Source organism: Bradyrhizobium sp. SZCCHNRI1009, from assembly GCF_032487575.1.
Lineage (GTDB): Bacteria > Pseudomonadota > Alphaproteobacteria > Rhizobiales > Xanthobacteraceae > Bradyrhizobium.
Window position 1 is genome coordinate 37,634 of sequence record NZ_JAUEUL010000027.1, and the last position, 13,667, is coordinate 51,300.

The following is a 13,667-nucleotide window of genomic DNA, read 5'->3' on the forward strand; positions in this document are numbered from 1 at the left end:
CCCGCGACATTGACGCGCGACGGCAGGCTTGTCACGCACGGTACATGGCGCATGATGGATCGACCCGACCTGCCGATGGAGGACATGACATGCGCATTCTGATGCCGCTCGTCCTGCTGCTGTCACTGTTGGCCCACCCCGCCGCCGCGGCGGACGCCAGCGCGGCGCAGAGCGTCATCCGCGCCCAGGAACAGGCCCTGGCGCGCGACGACGGCGCGACCGCCTATGCCCAGGCCGCGCCGGAAATCCAGGCGCTGTTTCCGAGCGTCGAGATCTTCATGAGCATGGTCAAGAGCGGCTACCCGCCGGTCTATCGCCATCGCAGCTTCGAATTCGGCGCCGCCGAGGTCGAGGACGGCAGCGTCGCGCAGCGCGTCCACATCGTCGATGCCGAAGGCGAGGCGTGGGAGGCGCTCTACACGCTGCAGACCCAGCCCGACGGCAGCCTCAGGATCACCGGCTGCTCGCTGTTGAAGACGGGCCAGTCGGTCTAGATCTCTTTGGTTTGAGCATGATCTTTTCGGAAAACCGGTTTCCACTTTTCCGGATCATGCTCTGGCAGACCGGCTAGGTCACGCCGAACCGCTTCTTGAACTGCTCGACATTGATGAGGCCGCGGCCGTGGCGGCCGTCGCCGATCTTGACGTCGCCATGATACGCCTCGACCGAGAAGCGGATGACGCGGCGCTCGACCTCGATCACCTCGGCAACCGTGCGAATGGTGGCGCCGACCGGCGACGCCGCGAGATGGCGGACGTTGACCTCGGTGCCGACCGTCACCCAGCCCGGCGGCAGCACCGGGTTGATGGCGTCGCCCGATGTCATCTCCATCTCCAGGATCATCATCGGCGTCGCATAGACCATGGGCATATGAGGAACAAAGTGCCCCACGGTGCGCTCCGGCGGCACCACCAGCAGGCGCTCGGCGCGCATGCCCGGTTTGATGATCTCACGTGCGTCCATGATGGCTCCAAGTTCAGATGTCGTCCCGGACAAGCTGCGACGCGCGTCAGTGCGGCGTAGTGCCGATCCGGGACCCATACGCCGCGGCGGTCGTGATGAGCAAAAGGCCAACGACCAGCATGCCTCAAACCGCTTCCTGGGGCTGTGGTCCCTGGGCCGCGCGCAATTGCGCGCCGAGCAGGGACGACAGCAGCGCCTACTTCTTCTGCTCGGCCAGACGTTCGACGAAGGTCTTGCCGCCCTTCATCTTGTGCGTCAGCGGCGCCTCGTTGATCTGGATCACCACCGCTTCCGGATCGACGCCGAGATGCGTCACCAGGGCCTTGGTGATGTCACGCATCATGTTGGCCTTCTGCTCGTCGGTGCGGCCGGCGGCCATGCTCACTGTGATCTCGGGCATTCGTTGCTCCCTGTTAGTTAGTCCTGTCCCAAGCCTGTCATTGCCGGGCTTGCCCCGGCAATCCATCATTCTGAAATGAAAGGCCGTCGTGAAGCGATGGATGCGCGGGTCAAGCCCGCGCATGACGAGTCCTGTTACCCCCAGCTCACGTCGTGGCGCGCGAGCACCTCGCGGACGCCGGCGACGAGTTCGTCCTCCTTGGCTGAGAACTGCGCCGGGCGGCTCTCGCGCCATTCCTGGTTGGAGGCGATCGCGGCCGCCGCCTTGGCGCCCTCGATCAGGTCCTTGATCTGCACCTCGCCGCGCGCCTTCTCGTCCGAGCCCTGGATGATCACGCAGGGTGCGTTGCGGCGGTCGGCATATTTGAGCTGGTTGCCCATGTTCTTGGGATTGCCGAGATAGAGCTCGGCGCGGATGCCGTGATTGCGCAAGGTCGACACCATCTTCTGATAGTCGGCGACGCGGTCGCGGTCGAAGACCGTGACGACGACGGGGCCGAAAGCCGGCCGCGTGTCGAGCTTGCCGAGCAGGGTCAGCGCCGCCTGCAGCCGCGACACGCCGATCGAAAACCCGGTCGCCGGCACCGGCTCGCCGCGGAAACGCGAGACCAGCCCGTCATAACGACCACCGCCGCCGACCGAGCCGAAGCGCACGGGACGGCCCTTCTCGTCCTTGGTCTCGAGCAGGAGTTCGACTTCGTAGACCGGGCCGGTGTAGTATTCGAGACCGCGGACGACGGAGGGTTCGACGCGGACGCGGGTATAGCCATAGCCGGCCGCGCTGCACAGCCTGGCGATCTCGGTCAGCTCGTTGACGCCTTCCACATAGGCCGGCGAGGACATGAACAATTTCTGCTGAGCAACGCTCGCCAAGACCTGGGCGTTGAACTGCAGATCCTGCTCCTCACCTTGAATTTGCGGCTCCGCGATCTTCATCTCGAAGAAGGCCAGCAGGGAGTCGATCTGACTTTCAGTCAGGCCCGCGCCCTTGGTGAAATCACCCTTGCCGACTTCGCCGCCGTCCCAGCGGCCCTCGCCGAGCAGCTTCTTGATCTCTGAAATCGGAAACTTGTCGGCCTTGTCGATTGCCCTGAGCACCGTCAGCCGACGGCCGGCGTGCTCATCACCGCCGATGCCGATCGCCTCCATCACGCCGTCGAGCACCTTGCGGTTGTTGACCTTCACGACATACGAGCCGCGCGGAATCCCCAGCGCCTCCATCGTATCGGCCGCCATCATGCACATCTCGGCGTCGGCCGCCGGCGAGCCGGAGCCGACGGTGTCGGCGTCGAACTGCATGAACTGGCGGAAGCGGCCGGGGCCCGGCTTCTCGTTGCGGAAGACGTAGCCGGCGCGATAGCTGCGATAGGGCTTGGGCAGCGCGTCGAAATTCTCGGCGACATAGCGCGCCAGCGGCGCAGTCAGGTCGTAGCGCAGCGAGATCCACTGCTCGTCATCGTCCTGGAACGAGAACACGCCCTCGTTCGGACGATCCTGGTCGGGCAGGAACTTGCCGAGCGCGTCGGTGTATTCGAATGCCGGCGTCTCCACCGGCTCGAAGCCGTAGCGCTCGTAGACGGCGCGGATCTTCTCGACCATCTCGCGCGTCGCGGCGATCGCCGCCGGGCCGCGATCCTCGAGCCCGCGCGGCAGCCGCGCCTTCAGCTTCTGGGGTTTCTTGGGTTTGTCGGACATCGGACTCGACACGTAGGGTGGGCAAAGCGCAGCGTGCCCACCATGGGCTGGACGACGTCGCAGCGGTGGGCACGGCCCGCTTGCGCGGTCCTTGGCCCACCCTGCGGGATGGAATGCGTTGCCTGAGGTGGTAGCAGCCGCGACAGGGTGCGGCAACCCGCGGGAGGCGTCGGTCACCCGCGCATCCATGTCAGTGAGAGCGAAGCTATCGCCATCCATGCGGTGCGCCCCCTCTCCCGCTTGCGGGGGAGGGTTGGGGTGGGGGCGCCACAGCGGCAGTCTTCGTGGCGCCCCCCACCCAGCCCTCCCCAGCAAGCGGGGGAGGGAGCGCACCGTCAGCGGAGCCCTGCCCTACTTCACGTCCCTGATCCAGTTATGCGGATCCGGGCTGCGGCCGTACTGGATGTCGACCAGCTGCTTGCGCAGGCCCATGGCGACCGGGCCGGCCTCGCCGCCGTTGATCAGGACATCGCCGCTCGCCGAGCACACCTTGCCGATCGGGGAGATCACCGCGGCGGTGCCGCAGGCGAACGCCTCCTTCAGCTTGCCGCTCTTGGCATCCGCCCGCCACTGGTCGATCGAATATGCCTCCTCGCGCACCTCGCGGCCGGCATCGCGCGCCAGCGCGATCAGGGAGTCGCGGGTGATACCCGGCAGGATGGTGCCGAGCGGCGGCGTCGACAGCGAGCCATCGTCGAACACGAAGAACACGTTCATGCCGCCGAGCTCCTCGACATAGCGGCGCTCGATCGCATCCAGGAACACGACCTGGTCGCAGCCATGGGTGATCGCCTCGGCCTGCGCCTTGAGGCTCGCGGCATAATTGCCGCCGCACTTCACGCCGCCGGTGCCGCCGACGGCGGCGCGGGTGTAGTTCTCCGAGACCCAGATCGAGACCGGCGCCGGGCCGCCCTTGAAATAGGAGCCGACCGGCGAGGCGATCACCGCGAAGATGTACTCCGCCGACGGCTTCACGCCGAGGAACACCTCGCTGGCGATCATGAACGGACGCAGATAGAGGCTGCCCTCGCCGCCCGGGATCCAGGCGCGGTCGATTTGAACCAGCCGCTCGACCGCCTCGATGAAGACCTCCGGCGGCAACTGCGCCATCGCCATGCGCTCGGCCGAATTCCAGAACCGCTTGGCATTGGCGTCGGGGCGGAACAGGTTCACGCCGCCGTCGTCGCGCTTGTAGGCCTTGAGCCCCTCGAAGATCTCCTGCGCATAGTGCAGGACCGCCGCCGCCGGATCGAGCGGGAAGTTGGCGCGGGATTCGACCCGCGCGCTGTGCCAGCCTTTGTCCTGGCTGTACTGGACCACGGCCATGTGGTCGGTGAACACCCGGCCGAAGCCCGGGTTGGCGAGCCTGGCAGCGCGCTCCTGGTCGGAGGTCGGGTTCGTCGTCGGCTTGATGTCGAATGTCAAAGTCATGTCCTTGCTTCCCCCGCTCTGATCGCCATTCGCGAGTTCTGGGGCCGACCCGTCCGATCGGGCCAGTCGGCTTCTTGAATTTCGGACCTGCCGCGACCGGCTTTGGGCCGGTCCCCGGGCAAGCATGCCACCACAGGACATGCTTTTGCGCCCGGCGGAAGTCCAGTATGGTTTGCCGAAATGCCGCTCGACATCACACGGTTGTTCGATACGTCGCCCAAGGATGCCCGTCGGGGTTGCCTACGGCCCGTTCAGACACGCCTGGAGACCATCGCCCGCCGATGAAACGATCTAAAATTTCGTAGCGGACGATTGTTTTGTAACATTGAACCGCAGAAACGTCAATATGGCTGACATAAATTTCTCGTCCCCGACGTTGAGCCCCGAGCTGCGCGCGGCTGAGCCCTCCGCCGCCGCCGGCGAGCCGCTGCGCTGGGACATCATCGAGCTCCTGTTCTTCGCCTATCGCGACTTCGTCGGCGATGCCGACCACGAGCTGGAGGCGTTCGGCTTCGGCCGCGCGCATCACCGCGTGATGCATTTCGTCACACGCTATCCCGGCCTGAAGGTCGCCGATCTGCTCGACGTTCTCCGCATCACCAAGCAGTCGCTCGGACGCGTGCTCAAGCAGCTGCTGGACGAAGGCTACATCGTGCAGAAGACCGGCAACAACGACCGCCGGCAGCGCCTTCTTTTCGCCACGCCGAAGGGCGAGGCGCTGGTCGCCAAGCTGGCCGGGCTGCAGACGCGGCGCATCGACCGCGCGCTGGAGCAGATCGGGCCTGCTGGCGCCGAGAAGGTCCGGCAGTTCCTGCGCGCGATGATCGATCGCGACGATCCGGACAAGGTGCTGGAAGCCATCTTCAAGACGCCTGTCGCCGCTGCCAAGGAGTGACCGTGACGATCGCCGCCATCGCACCGCATCATCAGCAGACGCCGGCCGACGACGCACCGCATCTCCTGCTCGTCGACGACGACCGCCGCATCCGCGATCTGCTGTCTCGCTTCCTGCGCGGCGAAGGCTATCGCGTCACCACGGCGGCGAGCGCGAGCGACGCCCGCGCCAAGCTGACGGGGCTGCATTTCGATCTGCTGATCCTCGACGTGATGATGCCCGGCGAAAGCGGCTTCGACCTCGCCCGCTTCATCCGCACGCAATCCTCGGTGCCGATCGTGATGCTGACCGCGCGGGCCGAGCCGGAGAGCCGCATCGAGGGCCTGCAGCTCGGCGCCGACGACTACGTCGCAAAACCGTTCGAGCCGAGAGAGCTCGCGCTGCGCATCGGCAACATCCTCAAGCGGGCCGCGCCGCCTCCGGCGGAAGAGGTCGTCGAGCAGATCGGGTTCGGCCCGTTCGTCTACCATCTGGCGCGCGGCGAGCTGAAGCAGGGCGAGGAGATCGTCCACCTCACCGACCGCGAGCGCGAGATGCTGCGCATCCTTGCCAATGCCCGCGGCGAGACCGTCCCACGCGGCGCGCTGACCGGCAACGGCACCGTCAACGAGCGCGCCGTCGACGTCCAGATCAACCGCCTGCGCCGCAAGCTGGAGAGCGATCCGGCCAACCCGCTGTTCCTGCAGGCCGTGCGCGGCATCGGCTACCGGCTGATGGTGACGGGTTGAGAGCGGGTTGATGACCGGCGGCTCCGACCACGTTGCTCTTCTTGCGCGTTGCGCCAGTGAGCACGCTTATTCTCTCCGGTTGGATTCGAGCTCTCGCCACGAGCGCGGTCTCAGCCTCTCCCCGCCTGCGGGGAGAGGTCGGATTGCATCGTCAGATGCAATCCGGGTGAGGGGGTACAGGTCTCACCACAAACACTCCCCGTGCGGCTGCCCCTCACCCCAGCCCTCTCCCCGTAAGAACGGGGAGAGGGAGCAGACCATCGCCGGTGCAAGAACTTCGATCCCATCCGCCAGGGCTGCGGCTCTCACTTCCTCGCCGCAAGAGTTGAGGCGCCCCAATCTCTCCCCGTCATTGCGAGCGAAGCGAAGCAATCCAGAGTCCCGCGATGACCCTGGATTGCTTCGTCGCTTCGCTCCTCGCAATGACGGCAGCGTCACCCGTGAGAGCAGATCCGCATGACCACGCTCGACACCGGCCTCACCCTGATCCGCACCGCCTCCCGCCGCGTGTCGCGCGCCAACAGCATCGTCGGCAACGCCTTCAAGGGCTGGATGCCGACCGGCCTGTATGCGCGCGCGCTGCTGATCATGATCGTGCCGATGGTGATCCTGCAGACGGTGGTCGCGGGCGTGTTCATGGAGCGGCACTGGAACACGGTGACGCGACGCCTCTCCGCCGCCGTGGTGCAGGACGTCGCCGCGCTGATCGACATCTACAAGGGCTATCCGCAGGACAAGGACCGCACCATGCTGCGCCGGATCGCGCAGCAGCGGCTCAATCTCGTGGTCGACTTCCTGCCGGCCGGCGACATGCCGCCGCCGGGGCCAAAACCGTTCTTCAACCTGCTCGACCAGTCGCTGTCGAGCCAGATCGGCCGCCAGATCAGCCGCCCGTTCTGGATCGACACCGTCGGCCGCTCAAACCTGGTCGAGATCCGCATCGCGCTCGATGACGCCGTGATGCGCGTGTTCGCGCAGCGTGGCGCGGCCTATGCGTCGAACACCGACATCTTCCTGTTCTGGATGGTCGGCACGTCGTCGATCCTGCTGATCGTCTCGGTGCTGTTCCTGCGCAACCAGATCAAGCCGATCCTGCGGCTCGCGGATGCCGCCGAGAGTTTCGGCAAGGGCCGCGAGGTGCCGAACTTCCGCCCGCGCGGCGCGCGCGAGGTGCGGCGCGCGGCGCACGCCTTCCTGGAGATGAAGGCGCGCATCGAGCGCACCCTCGAGCAGCGCACGGCGATGTTGGCAGGCGTCAGCCACGATCTGCGCACCATCCTGACGCGCTTCAAGCTTGAGCTGGCGCTGCTCGGCGACAGCCCGGAGATCGACGCCATGCGCAAGGACGTCGACGAGATGTCGCACATGCTGGAGGACTATCTCGCCTTCGCGCGCGGCGACAATGGCGAGATCGCGCAGCCGACCGACATCTCCAACGCGCTGGAGGAGCTGCGCAGCGACGCCGAGCGCAACGGCCATTCCGCCACGGTGTCGTTCCACGGCCTGCCGGTGGTCACCGTGAAGCCGCAGGCGCTGAAGCGCTGCCTCGGCAATCTCGTCTCCAACGCCGCCCGCCATGCCGACGCGATCGCCATCACCGGCCATCGCGACCACCGCTACCTCACCATCACCGTCGACGATGACGGCCCGGGCATCCCGGCCGACATGCGCGAGGAGGTGTTCAAGCCGTTCCTGCGCCTCGACGACGCGCGCAACCAGGACGAGGGCGGCACCGGCCTCGGCCTCGCCATCGCCCGCGACATCGCGCGCTCGCACGGCGGCGATATCACGCTGGGTGACAGCCCGATGGGCGGCCTGCGCGCGAGCGTGCGGATCCCGGTGTAGCGCGCCGGTTTAGCTCATTCCTGCGCGATCACGGCGTCGAGCCACGCGCAGTTCAGCGGCGGAACGCGCGGATCCGGCACGCGAACGCCGCGTGCGGCCGCGGACAGCCGCATGTCGCGCAGGCGCTTGCGCTGCTCATCCGGCAAATACAAGCGCTCGTGTCCCCACAATGACGGACCGTCGAAGGTCTCATGCGGCTGCCAGGTCGCGGGATCGATCAGCCGGCCGCCCCAGCCATATTCGATGAAGAAGCCGGAGGGCGTGTTGACGTAGAACGAGGTCATGTGGTCGTTGGTATGACGGCCCAGCGTATAGGCCACGCGCCCATCGTCGAGCTGCGCCAGGTCGTAGCCCTGGCCGACGTCGTCGAGACTGCCGAGCTCCACCATGAAATGATGCAGCGTGCGGCGGCCCGAGCCGACCATCGCAAAACTATGGTGGCGGCCGTTGACGTGGAAGAAATACAGCTTGTAAGGCGTCAGGCCGAAGTCGGACACCTGGAAGCCGAGCAGGTCGCGATAGAACCGCAGCAGCGGCTCGACGTCCTCGACGTTGAGCACGACGTGTCCCATGCCGAGCGGCCCGGTGCGAAAACCGGAGATCGGACGTCCTGGCCTGAAGGGATCCGAGGCGACGGCCGCCCCCCAGAACACCTCGATGGTGTGGCCGGCGGGATCCTGAAAGCAGATCAGCTCGGTGACATGACGCTCATCGGCCAGCGCCTGCGAACCACGGGCCACCTTCACGCCGTTGTCGTCGAGACGGCCCGCCAGGCGCGCGAGCGCGGCGGCGTCGCCGACCTCCCAGCCCATGACGGCGAGCCCGCCATCGCCGCTGCCATCGACGATCAGCCGCTGCTTGCGATCGTCCATCCGATAGGCCTGCACGCTGGCCGCGCGATCCACGCGCTGCATCCCGAGGAGTTCGGTCGCCATGCGTCCCCACTGCTCCGCCTGGGACGACTTGATGCCGATGTAACCGAGCGCCGTTATTTCCATCTTGTTGTCTCCCGAAAGGCGCGGGCGGAATTTCGTATCAGCTCCGCGCGGTCCTGCAGTAGACTGCCGCCCCTGCATCCGGCTCGCGTTCTCAAGACGGTATCGGCGGACGGAAACGAAGAACAGGGAGGATTTTCCAAGTGTCCAAGCAACGGACGCGATCTCCGCAAGCCCGTCCTGCGGAGGGTGTCCGCGCCTTCAAGCGGGGCCTCGACGTGCTGCGCGCGGTCAATCGGTCCGGCGGCATTCGCGCCGGCGACGTGGCCCGCCAGCTCGATCTGCCGCGGCCCACGGTCTATCGGTTGCTCGAAACACTCGAGGAACTCGGCTATGTCGCGCGCAGCGCCAGCGACGACCGCTTCCGGGTGACGCGCCACGCGCTGAGCCTCGGCGACGGCTATGATCCCGGCATCTTCATCTGCCAGGTCGCCGCGCCCTATCTCGCCGAGCTCAGCCGCAGCCTGATCTGGCCGGTCGATCTGTCGACTTATGAGAACGGCGCGATGGTCATCCAGGAGACCACGCATGCGCGCAGCCCGCTCTCGATCGATCGCAGCATGATCGGCAAGCGCCTGCCGATGCTGCAGACCTCGGCCGGCCGGGCCTATCTCGCCGCTTGCCCACCCGCCGAGCGGGACATCATCATCAACCACCTGCGACGCATCGAGGATGCCGAGGACGCTTCCTTCCTCGCGCCCGAGCGGCTGCAGCGCATGATGAATGAAACGTCTCAGCGCGGCTATGCAATCCGCAACGAGGGCGAGTTCAATCCGAAGACGTCATCGATCGCGGTGCCGATCGTGCGGGGCGACGTCGTGTTCGGCTGCATGTCGATCATCTGGATCCGCTCAGCCATGACCCTGGAGGAGGCTGTCGCCCAGTACGCGGCGCCATTGCGCGACGCCGCAGCCGCGATCCCCGTCCAGGCCTGAGCGTCCGCTGGGCGGACAGTTCGTGACCGCGCCTTGAAGGTGCGAGGCGGTTGCGGAACAGATGCGACCATGAGCAACATGGCCGCACACTCCGGAAGCTTCGACGTCGTCATTGTCGGCCGCGGGCCCGTCGGCTCGACGCTCGCCAACCTGCTCGGCCTGTGCGGCATCCGCACCCTGATCCTGGAGCGCGAAACCAAGGCCTATCATCTGCCGCGCGCGGTGCATTTCGACGACGAATGCATGCGCGTGTTCCAGACCATTGGTCTTGCCGACGCCATCCTGCCCCACCTCAGTTTGAGTCCCGGCATGCGCTTCGTCGATGCCGAGGGACGATTGCTGCTGGACTGGCCGCGCCCCAGCGCGCCGACAGCGATGGGCTGGAATCTGAGCTACCGCTTTCACCAGCCCGATCTCGAAGCCGTGCTCAACAATGGCCTGGAGCGCTGGCCTCATGTCGAGCTGCGCACGCGCTGCGATGTGTTCGCGCTGGAGCAGAACCAGGACGGCGCCCGCGTTCGCTATGAGGATCTCGCCACGGGCCAGCTGGTCGATATCTCCTGCGCTTATGTGGTCGGCTGCGACGGAGCACGCTCGCTCGTGCGGCGCTTCATCGGCTCGGCGCTGGACGATCTCGGCTTTCACGAGCGTTGGCTGGTCTGCGACGTGCTGCTCAGGCAAGAGCGGACCGATCTCGGCGATTTCAGCGTCCAGCACTGCAACAAGCAGCGTCCCGCGACCTACATTCGCGGCACCGGCAACCGCCGACGCTGGGAAATTACGGTTCAGCCTGACGAAGACGCCGCCGAGATCACGCGGCCGGCGCGCGTGTGGGAGCTGCTCTCGCCCTGGCTCCGGCCCGCAGAGGCCGAGATCGAACGCGCCGCTGTCTACACCTTCCACTCAGCGGTGGCGCAGCAATGGCGTAGCGGACGGTTGCTGCTCGCAGGTGATTCCGCGCATCAGACCCCGCCGTTCCTTGGCCAAGGCATGTGTGCCGGCATTCGCGACGCCGCCAACCTCGCCTGGAAGCTCGCCCATGTGATCGCCGGCAAGGCAACGCCTGATCTTCTCGACACCTATCAGAGCGAGCGCGCGCCGCATGTGCGCGAGTTCATCGAGCTCGCGATCCGGCTGGGCGGACTCATCAACACCAAGGCGGTCGAGGCGGCGCTCGCGACCGGCACGGCACAGGGCGACGGCCAGCTCAAGCTCGACGTGCAGAAGCCGCTGCTCGGCCCGGGCCTGGCCTGCGGCGATCGCAGCATGACCGGAAAGCTGGCGCCGCAATTCCGCAGCCGCGATCTCGGCCGCAGCGACGACCGCATCGGTTATCGCTTCGCGCTGTTGTGCCGGTCAGGACTCGGTGCCGCAGTGATCGAGCAGCATCATGCCCGCCTGACGGCCGCTGACGTCGCCGTCATCTGCGGCGAGGAAGCTGGCGGCCTCGACGGCTGGCTCGATCAGCACGGCTTCGACGCCGTGCTGATGCGCCCCGACCGCTACATCCTAGGCGCTGTCCGCACGGGCGAATATCCCGCGGTGCTGTTGTCAGGCCTCGCCTTCCTCGCACCGCTGCCGAACGCGGCCTGAGCGTTTCCGTTCCTTTTGAGAGGGTTCACGTATGAAGCTGGTTTCCTTTGTCATCGACGGTCGTGCGGGCTACGGCGTAGTGAAAGGCGATGGTGTCGTCGACCTCGGCCGGCGGCTGTCGTCGAAGAGCCTGCGCGCGCTGCTTGAGGCCCATGCGCTCGGCGACGCCGCCGCGCTGCTCGCCTCCGAACCGGCCGACTATCCGCTCGACGCGATCGCCTTCGCGCCCGTCATTCCCGATCCCGGCAAGATCATCTGCGTCGGCCTGAACTATCGCGACCACGTCGCCGAGACCGGGCGAACCGTCACCGAGAAGCCGGCGCTGTTCGCGCGCTTTCCGACCAGCCAGGTGGGACATCTGCAACCGATCGTTCGCCCTGCTGTCTCCGATCATTTCGACTACGAGGGCGAGCTCGCGCTCGTGATCGGGACAGCCGGCCGGCATGTCCGGCGCGAGGACGCGCCCACGCACATCGCCGGCTATTCCTGCTACAATGAAGGCAGCATCCGCGACTGGCAGCGCCATACGTCGCAATTCCTGTCGGGCAAGACCTTCGACCAGTCCGGCGCGTTCGGCCCCTGGCTCGTCACCGCCGACGAAATTCCCGACCCGTCCAGGCTGACGCTGCAGACCCGCCTCAATGGCGAGACCGTGCAGCGGACCACCACGGACCTGCTCATCACCGACGTGCCTGATCTGATCGTCTATTGCTCGGAGATCATGACCTTGCTGCCGGGCGACGTGATCGTCACCGGCACGCCGGGAGGCGTCGGCTTCAAGCGCACCCCGCCACTGTTCATGAAGCCCGGCGATACGGTCGAGGTCGAGATCTCGGGCATCGGCGTACTGCGCAATCCCGTGGCCGCCGAACCGGCGGCCTGACGTCTCCGCCTCGCGGAACCGCGCGGCGCACCAACCAAACACGACATAACAAACAAAGTCGTTGAATCCGGGGAGGAATCATCATGTCGCGACGTCTCACAGCGGGCATCGCCGCGCTGTTGCTGCTTGCAGGCTCATCCGCGCAGGCGGACATCAAAGGGAAAGCCATCCGGATTGGCGTGCTCACCGACATGACCGGCATCTTTGCGACCGCGATGGGGCCCGGCTCGGTGGAAGCGGCACGGATGGCCGCAGAGGAATTCGGCGGCAACATCAACGGCAGGCCGATCGAGATCCTTCAGGCGGACCACCAGAACAAGCCGGATATCGCGGTCGCGATCGCCCGGCGCTGGTTCGAACAGGACGGCGTGCAGGCGATCGCGGACGGCGGCAGCTCCGGCGCGGCGCTCGGCGTCCAGGAGCTGGTGCGCAGCAACGGCAGGATCTTCCTCGTCTCGGGGGCCGGCGCCAACCAGCTCACCGACGAGGCGTGCGCGCCGACCTCGGTGCAATGGACGCACGACGCCTATTCGACCGCCACCGCCGTCGTCTCGGGCATCATGCAGACCAGCAAGGAGCCGTGGTTCTTCATCACCGGCGACTATGCGTTCGGCCATTCGGTCGAGGCGACCGCGCGCGCCCGCATCGCCGAGCTCGGCGGCACGGTCGCCGGCAGCGTCAAGGCGCAGCTCGGCACGCCGGATTACGGCTCGTTCCTGTTGCAGGCCCAGGCCTCCGGCGCCAAGATCCTGGCGCTCAACGTCGCCGGCGACAATGCCACCGCCATCAAGCAGGCCGAGGAATTCGGGCTTGCGGCCCAGGGGATGAAGATCGTGCCGATGTCGTTCCAGAACGTCGACATCGAAGCCATCGGCCTCAAGGCGACGCAGGGCGATCTCATCGTCACCAGCTTCTTCGAGGACGCCTCCCCCGCCGCGCGCCGCTTCTCCGACGCGTTCTACGCGCGCCGCAAGGCGATGCCGTCACAGATCCAGGCCGGGGTTTATTCGGCCGTGCGGCACTATCTGCAGGCGGTGAAGGATGCGGACAGCGACGACGGCGCAACGGTGATGGCGAAGATGAAATCCACACCGGTCTCGGACGCCTATGCGGACCACGGTCAGATCCGCGACGACCAGCGCATGGTGCACGACCTGTACCTCGTCCAGGTCAAGACTCCCGCCGAATCGAAGGGCCCCTGGGACTTCGTCAAGCTGGTGACGAAGATCGCCCCCGATCAGGCGTTTCGTCCGCTCGACCGCAGCAAGTGCGGCCTGGTCGGCAAGTGAGCACATGAGCGACCAC

Annotated in this window: 13 protein-coding genes; 8 read left to right on the top strand and 5 right to left on the bottom strand. The window is 66.5% G+C overall.

Annotated features, from left to right (window positions below; translation table 11 throughout):
• The first annotated feature begins 89 nt into the window (after nucleotides 1–89).
• Nucleotides 90–494, top strand: coding sequence for a DUF4864 domain-containing protein (locus QX010_RS29295; protein WP_316183190.1), 405 nt, complete (start codon nucleotides 90–92; stop codon nucleotides 492–494).
• A gap of 73 nt (nucleotides 495–567) precedes the next feature.
• Here QX010_RS29295 and QX010_RS29300 read toward each other — a convergent pair whose 3' ends face one another.
• The 4 genes from QX010_RS29300 to QX010_RS29315 form a co-directional block, all read right to left on the bottom strand.
• Nucleotides 568–963, bottom strand: a complete 396-nt coding sequence (locus QX010_RS29300; RefSeq protein WP_316183191.1) for a thioesterase family protein — start codon at nucleotides 961–963, stop codon at nucleotides 568–570.
• 196 nt (nucleotides 964–1,159) lie between these two features.
• On the bottom strand, nucleotides 1,160–1,597 hold the full coding sequence (locus QX010_RS29305; RefSeq protein ID WP_316183192.1) for a tautomerase family protein: 438 nt from the start codon (nucleotides 1,595–1,597) through the stop codon (nucleotides 1,160–1,162).
• Nucleotides 1,498–3,276, bottom strand: a complete 1,779-nt coding sequence (gene hisS, locus QX010_RS29310; RefSeq protein ID WP_410051990.1) for a histidine--tRNA ligase — start codon at nucleotides 3,274–3,276, stop codon at nucleotides 1,498–1,500. Before hisS ends, QX010_RS29305 begins: the two co-directional genes overlap by 100 nt.
• 132 nt (nucleotides 3,277–3,408) lie before the next feature.
• Nucleotides 3,409–4,488, bottom strand: a complete 1,080-nt coding sequence (locus QX010_RS29315; protein WP_316183194.1) for a branched-chain amino acid aminotransferase — start codon at nucleotides 4,486–4,488, stop codon at nucleotides 3,409–3,411.
• 346 nt (nucleotides 4,489–4,834) lie between these two features.
• On the opposite strand from QX010_RS29315, the gene QX010_RS29320 reads away from it, so the two are divergent.
• The 3 genes from QX010_RS29320 to QX010_RS29330 all read left to right on the top strand — a co-directional run bounded on the left by QX010_RS29320 (nucleotide 4,835) and on the right by QX010_RS29330 (nucleotide 7,956).
• The gene (locus QX010_RS29320; protein WP_315801969.1) at nucleotides 4,835–5,383 is read left to right on the top strand and encodes a MarR family winged helix-turn-helix transcriptional regulator; all 549 of its coding nucleotides are present in this window, start codon (nucleotides 4,835–4,837) and stop codon (nucleotides 5,381–5,383) included.
• Entirely contained in the window at nucleotides 5,380–6,111 is a 732-nt protein-coding gene (locus tag QX010_RS29325; RefSeq protein WP_315801968.1) for a response regulator transcription factor, read from the top strand. The genes QX010_RS29320 and QX010_RS29325 overlap by 4 nt, the downstream gene beginning before the upstream one ends.
• A gap of 456 nt (nucleotides 6,112–6,567) precedes the next feature.
• On the top strand, nucleotides 6,568–7,956 hold the full coding sequence (locus tag QX010_RS29330) for an ATP-binding protein (protein WP_316183195.1): 1,389 nt from the start codon (nucleotides 6,568–6,570) through the stop codon (nucleotides 7,954–7,956).
• 14 nt (nucleotides 7,957–7,970) lie between these two features.
• Here QX010_RS29330 and QX010_RS29335 read toward each other — a convergent pair whose 3' ends face one another.
• Nucleotides 7,971–8,954, bottom strand: a complete 984-nt coding sequence (locus QX010_RS29335; protein WP_316183196.1) for a VOC family protein — start codon at nucleotides 8,952–8,954, stop codon at nucleotides 7,971–7,973.
• Nucleotides 8,955–9,094: 140 nt separating this feature from the next.
• Between QX010_RS29335 and QX010_RS29340 the strand changes: the two genes are divergently transcribed.
• From QX010_RS29340 to QX010_RS29355, 4 genes are all read left to right on the top strand, one after another.
• Entirely contained in the window at nucleotides 9,095–9,886 is a 792-nt protein-coding gene (locus QX010_RS29340) for a DNA-binding transcriptional regulator (RefSeq protein ID WP_316183197.1), read from the top strand.
• Nucleotides 9,887–9,955: 69 nt separating this feature from the next.
• The gene (locus QX010_RS29345; RefSeq protein ID WP_316183198.1) at nucleotides 9,956–11,479 is read left to right on the top strand and encodes a bifunctional 3-(3-hydroxy-phenyl)propionate/3-hydroxycinnamic acid hydroxylase; all 1,524 of its coding nucleotides are present in this window, start codon (nucleotides 9,956–9,958) and stop codon (nucleotides 11,477–11,479) included.
• A 31-nt stretch (nucleotides 11,480–11,510) separates the two neighbouring features.
• Nucleotides 11,511–12,362, top strand: a complete 852-nt coding sequence (locus QX010_RS29350) for a fumarylacetoacetate hydrolase family protein (protein WP_316183199.1) — start codon at nucleotides 11,511–11,513, stop codon at nucleotides 12,360–12,362.
• Between the two features lie 83 nt (nucleotides 12,363–12,445).
• Nucleotides 12,446–13,651 carry an ABC transporter substrate-binding protein gene (locus QX010_RS29355; protein WP_315801962.1) on the top strand — a complete coding sequence of 402 codons (1,206 nt, stop codon included), beginning with the start codon at nucleotides 12,446–12,448 and terminating at the stop codon, nucleotides 13,649–13,651.
• Nucleotides 13,652–13,667: the final 16 nt, after the last annotated feature.

Excerpts from the sequence above, each read along its gene's own strand:
- QX010_RS29350 (WP_316183199.1), top strand. The coding sequence starts at position 11,511 with ATGAAGCTGGTTTCCTTTGTCATCGACGGTCGTGCGGGCTACGGCGTA.
- QX010_RS29335 (WP_316183196.1), bottom strand. The coding sequence starts at position 8,954 with ATGGAAATAACGGCGCTCGGTTACATCGGCATCAAGTCGTCCCAGGCG.
- QX010_RS29295 (WP_316183190.1), top strand. The coding sequence starts at position 90 with ATGCGCATTCTGATGCCGCTCGTCCTGCTGCTGTCACTGTTGGCCCAC.
- QX010_RS29305 (WP_316183192.1), bottom strand. The coding sequence starts at position 1,597 with ATGGCGCGAGAGCCGCCCGGCGCAGTTCTCAGCCAAGGAGGACGAACT.
- QX010_RS29355 (WP_315801962.1), top strand. The coding sequence starts at position 12,446 with ATGTCGCGACGTCTCACAGCGGGCATCGCCGCGCTGTTGCTGCTTGCA.
- QX010_RS29300 (WP_316183191.1), bottom strand. The coding sequence starts at position 963 with ATGGACGCACGTGAGATCATCAAACCGGGCATGCGCGCCGAGCGCCTG.
- hisS (WP_410051990.1), bottom strand. The coding sequence starts at position 3,276 with ATGGATGGCGATAGCTTCGCTCTCACTGACATGGATGCGCGGGTGACC.
- QX010_RS29330 (WP_316183195.1), top strand. The coding sequence starts at position 6,568 with ATGACCACGCTCGACACCGGCCTCACCCTGATCCGCACCGCCTCCCGC.
- QX010_RS29315 (WP_316183194.1), bottom strand. The coding sequence starts at position 4,488 with ATGACTTTGACATTCGACATCAAGCCGACGACGAACCCGACCTCCGAC.
- QX010_RS29345 (WP_316183198.1), top strand. The coding sequence starts at position 9,956 with ATGAGCAACATGGCCGCACACTCCGGAAGCTTCGACGTCGTCATTGTC.
- QX010_RS29320 (WP_315801969.1), top strand. The coding sequence starts at position 4,835 with ATGGCTGACATAAATTTCTCGTCCCCGACGTTGAGCCCCGAGCTGCGC.